The following is a 3,998-nucleotide window of genomic DNA, read 5'->3' as shown; positions in this document are numbered from 1 at the left end:
AAAATATTTGCCCATAACTATGATTATTTGCTTTCTCATGTCACGGAAGAAAAAGGACTTTCTCATCCAAGAGTTAATGCAATAGCCCAGGACAGCACCGGATTCATCTGGATCGGAACTTTTGATGGACTAAACAGATATGACGGAAGGAAATTAATAAGGTATAAACAGCTTCCGTTTGATTCCACTTCTATTAGCCACAGTTACATAACAGCATTATTAGTAGACAAAAAAGGCAAACTCTGGATAGGTACCAAATCTGGATTAAATTACTATGACCCACAAAATGATCGCTTTTTTAAATACTTTTCTCCTGATCTGGATAGAAGTGGATTAGCGCATGACCACATCAATGATATTTATGAAGACAAAAATGGCAAATTATGGATATCCACCCAGGGTGGATTAAGTTGCTTTAATCCCTTAACCGAAGAGTTCAACAACTTTTTTCATAACCCCGAAAATCCCAATTCACTTAGCCATAATAATATTTCAAAAGTAATCGAGGATAAAGAAGGTAAACTATGGATAGGAACCAAAGGAGGGGGCCTTAACTGCCTAGAACCACAATCCGGAAATGTAATCCATTATATCAATAATGGTTTACCCAATCCCCTGATTACTTCTATTCTAGAGGACAAAAGTGGAGATATTTGGATTGGAACCAAATTGCGAGGACTTTATCGTTTTGATAAAGAAACTCAATCATTTCACCGATTTGGAAATGATGGGGACATCATTGATAAATTAAGCAGCCAAAAAATAAGCTCATTAAAGGAAGATAAAAGAGGAAACATTTGGATAGGAACAAATAACGGACTTAACCTATATCAACCCAATCACAAAGGGATCAAAATTTTTAAACACCACAACATAGAGCAAACCATTATTCATAATTCAGTGCTAACCCTAATGGAAGATAAGGTAGGAAACATTTGGGCAGGGACATCTAAAGGAATTAGCAGATTTGAAAATAAAATAAAAAAATTCAATCACTACCGGAAACAAACAACTATTTCCCCTACCCTAAATTCAGATGTTATTTACTCTTTTTTTGAAGAAAATGATAGTCTAATATTGATTGGTACCGAAAAGGGGTTAAAGCGCTTTAATAGAAACCAGGAAACATTCGTAAACATTACCACTTCACCAGATATAGGAAATGAAAAAATCGGATCTATTATTAAAGATCATTCCAATACTATTTGGCTGGGTACAGACAGAGGTTTAAAAATCTTTGATCCTTCTTACAATAAAATCACCCCTTTCAATCTGGAAAAAGTGGGTGAAAAAGGCACAAAAATTCAAGTACGATATGTTTTTGAAGATAGTGATGCAACACTTTGGTTAGGGACAAAACAAAAAGGACTTATACAAATAAGTAAAGAAAGAGAAATTATTAAAGTACATCGACATGATCCAAATGATCCTTTCTCAATCAGTGACAATTTTATTAGAAACATTTTTGAAGACTCATTTGGAAACCTGTGGATAGGGACTTTAAAAGGACTAAATCAGTTCCATAAAAATAAAAATTCTTTTACTCGTTTCAATTTTGACAGGAAAAACCCTCATAGTATCAGTAGTGAAGTAATTACCAGTATTTATGAAGACTCCAAAGGCCGACTTTGGATTGGAACACGTGGTGGAGGATTAAATTTATTTGACAGATCAAAGAAGGAGTTTATACATTTTTCTGAATTTAATGGACTTCCAAATAATATAGTCATTAATATTCTGGAGGATTCCCTTACCAATTTATGGGTAACAACCGGAAAGGGACTGGCCCGTTTTAATCCTGATAGCCTCACTTTTAAAGGTTACAACAGAAAAGATGGGCTGCAAGAAAATCGTTTTATTTTTGGAGCCACCTTAAAAAGTAGTAGAGGTGAATTTTATTTTGGTGGTTATTCCGGCTTTAACCTTTTTCATCCTAACTCCATTTTGGACAATACTGTCGTTCCCCCGTTGGCTATCACAGATTTTAATCTATTAGGAACAAATCAAGGGAACAATTCATCTGAAATATTTCGGAAAAACATCGCAAAGAATAAACATATTTCACTTTCTCACGATCAACGCTTCTTCACCTTTGAATTTGTTGCCCTTGACTACTCTTGTCCTGAAAAAAATAAATACGCCTATAAACTAGAAGGCTTCGACAAAGATTGGCAGCACGTAGGAACTCGGAATTTTGCAACCTATACAGGAGTTCCTCCTGGAAAATATCTTTTTAAAGTAAAAGGATCAAATGCAGACGGAATTTGGAACGAGGAAGGAACCACTCTGGAACTTACCATTAGTCCTTCTTTATGGGATAAAATATATTTTCGAATTATTGTTTTTTTATTGATGATAGGAGGAGCTTTTTTATGGTACCGATATAGACTGAACCATATGAAGACACAAAAAAAGGAATTGGAAAAAGTGGTAAAGCACAGAACCCATGAAGTATTGCTTCAAAAAGAAGAAATTCGTCTTCAATTGGAAGTCTTAGAAGATGTTTACGCCCAACTTCAAACACAAAATCAAAATCATGATAAAAGCATTTCATATGCTCGTCAAATTCAACAAGCTGTTTTACCCGAAATCAATCAAATCAAAAATGTTTTACCTGATTCCTTCATTTTTTTTCGCCCTAAGGACAAAGTGAGTGGAGATTTCTTTTGGTTTGCGGAAAAAGACAATAAAATAATCATTGCAGCGGCAGATTGTACTGGGCATGGAGTTCCTGGTGCTTTAATGAGCATGACAGGAAGCACGGTCCTTCAGCAGGTTGTACATGAAAAAGGAATATTACAGGCCAACAAGATCCTTAATGAGCTTCATAAAGGCATATTACATACCCTACGTCAAGATAAAAACAGTAATAAAGACGGTATGGATATTGCCCTTTGTGTTATCAATAAGCAAAGTTGCAAGGTAGAATTTGCCGGGGCTAAAAACCCACTTCTTATCATTCAAAATGAGGAGGCGAACCTAATAAAAGGAGACCGATTATCCATCGGTGGTTTACCTCATTTGGAAGAGCGAAACTTTAAGCAACATGAGGTAATTATCGATACTCCAACCACTTTTTACCTTTTTACCGATGGTTATCAAGATCAGTTTGGTGGAAACAAGGGAAGAAAATTTATGGCAAGTCGTCTGCGGAAATTATTACTGGACATCCATAACGAACCTATGGAAAAGCAACAGATGATATTAAAGGAAAGGATTGAAAAATGGATGAAACACAATCATCCACAAATAGATGATATATTAATTTTAGGTTTCCGATTAACTGTACCTCAAATGAAAAACTTCTCCTTAATAGGACATCAATTGAAACAATTACAGCTTAACTTATAAAAGAGATATAGAGAGTAAAAACCTATCTCAAACCTGGGTTTTATTTAAAATTTCTTCTTTGCGTAGTGAAGGAAGGATTATTTCTACTGTGGTACCAAGGCCAGACTCACTTTTCAGTAAAATATTGCCCATTAATTTTTCAACAGCTTTTCGCACTAAAAAAAGTCCTAAACCCGAACCTGCAGTTTGAATATTAGCCTTGTAAAACATATCAAAAACCTTAGATTGATGTCCCAATGGAATTCCCTGCCCATTATCAACGATTAATATTCGCACCTCATTTTTATCGCCACTAATCTTAATATGAACAAAGCTCCCATCTTTTCTATTATTTTCCCTAAAGCGAATGGAGTTTTGAATCAGGTTCCTAATAATAGCCACAACAAGTCGAACGTCGCTATAAAACGGCTGTGAACATTCATTTCTCCAACGGAGATCAATGCCAATTGAGCTCTCATCATCAAGAAAAGGCTTCAATAGTCTCGGAATAATTTCCTCAAATTTAACAGCATCAACTTCCAGCTCTTCCTGCTGAATTACGGAGGCATAAAAGAGATTCTTTAACTTGTCCAATAAAAAATCACTTTGTTCTTTTATCTTATTAAATAGCAAGGTAGTTTCGGAATGATTTAATGACAACTTACCCA

Annotated in this window: 2 protein-coding genes; one reads left to right on the top strand and one right to left on the bottom strand. The window is 35.1% G+C overall.

Translation table 11 applies throughout. The features are described from left to right. A partial coding sequence (locus tag E1171_RS05700) for a two-component regulator propeller domain-containing protein (RefSeq protein WP_155204954.1) occupies positions 1–3,351 on the top strand: 3,351 nt, incomplete at its 5' end. Between the two features lie 27 nt (positions 3,352–3,378). On the opposite strand, the gene E1171_RS05695 is transcribed toward E1171_RS05700, so the two are convergent. After that, positions 3,379–3,998, bottom strand: a 620-nt coding sequence (locus E1171_RS05695; protein WP_155204952.1) for a sensor histidine kinase, incomplete at its 5' end; no start/stop codon positions are given.

The organism is Xanthovirga aplysinae, from assembly GCF_009711365.1.
Classification (GTDB): Bacteria; Bacteroidota; Bacteroidia; order Cytophagales; family Cyclobacteriaceae; genus Xanthovirga; species Xanthovirga aplysinae.
The sequence above is the reverse complement of the archived record's forward strand: the minus strand, read 5'-3'. Positions and strand labels throughout refer to the sequence as shown.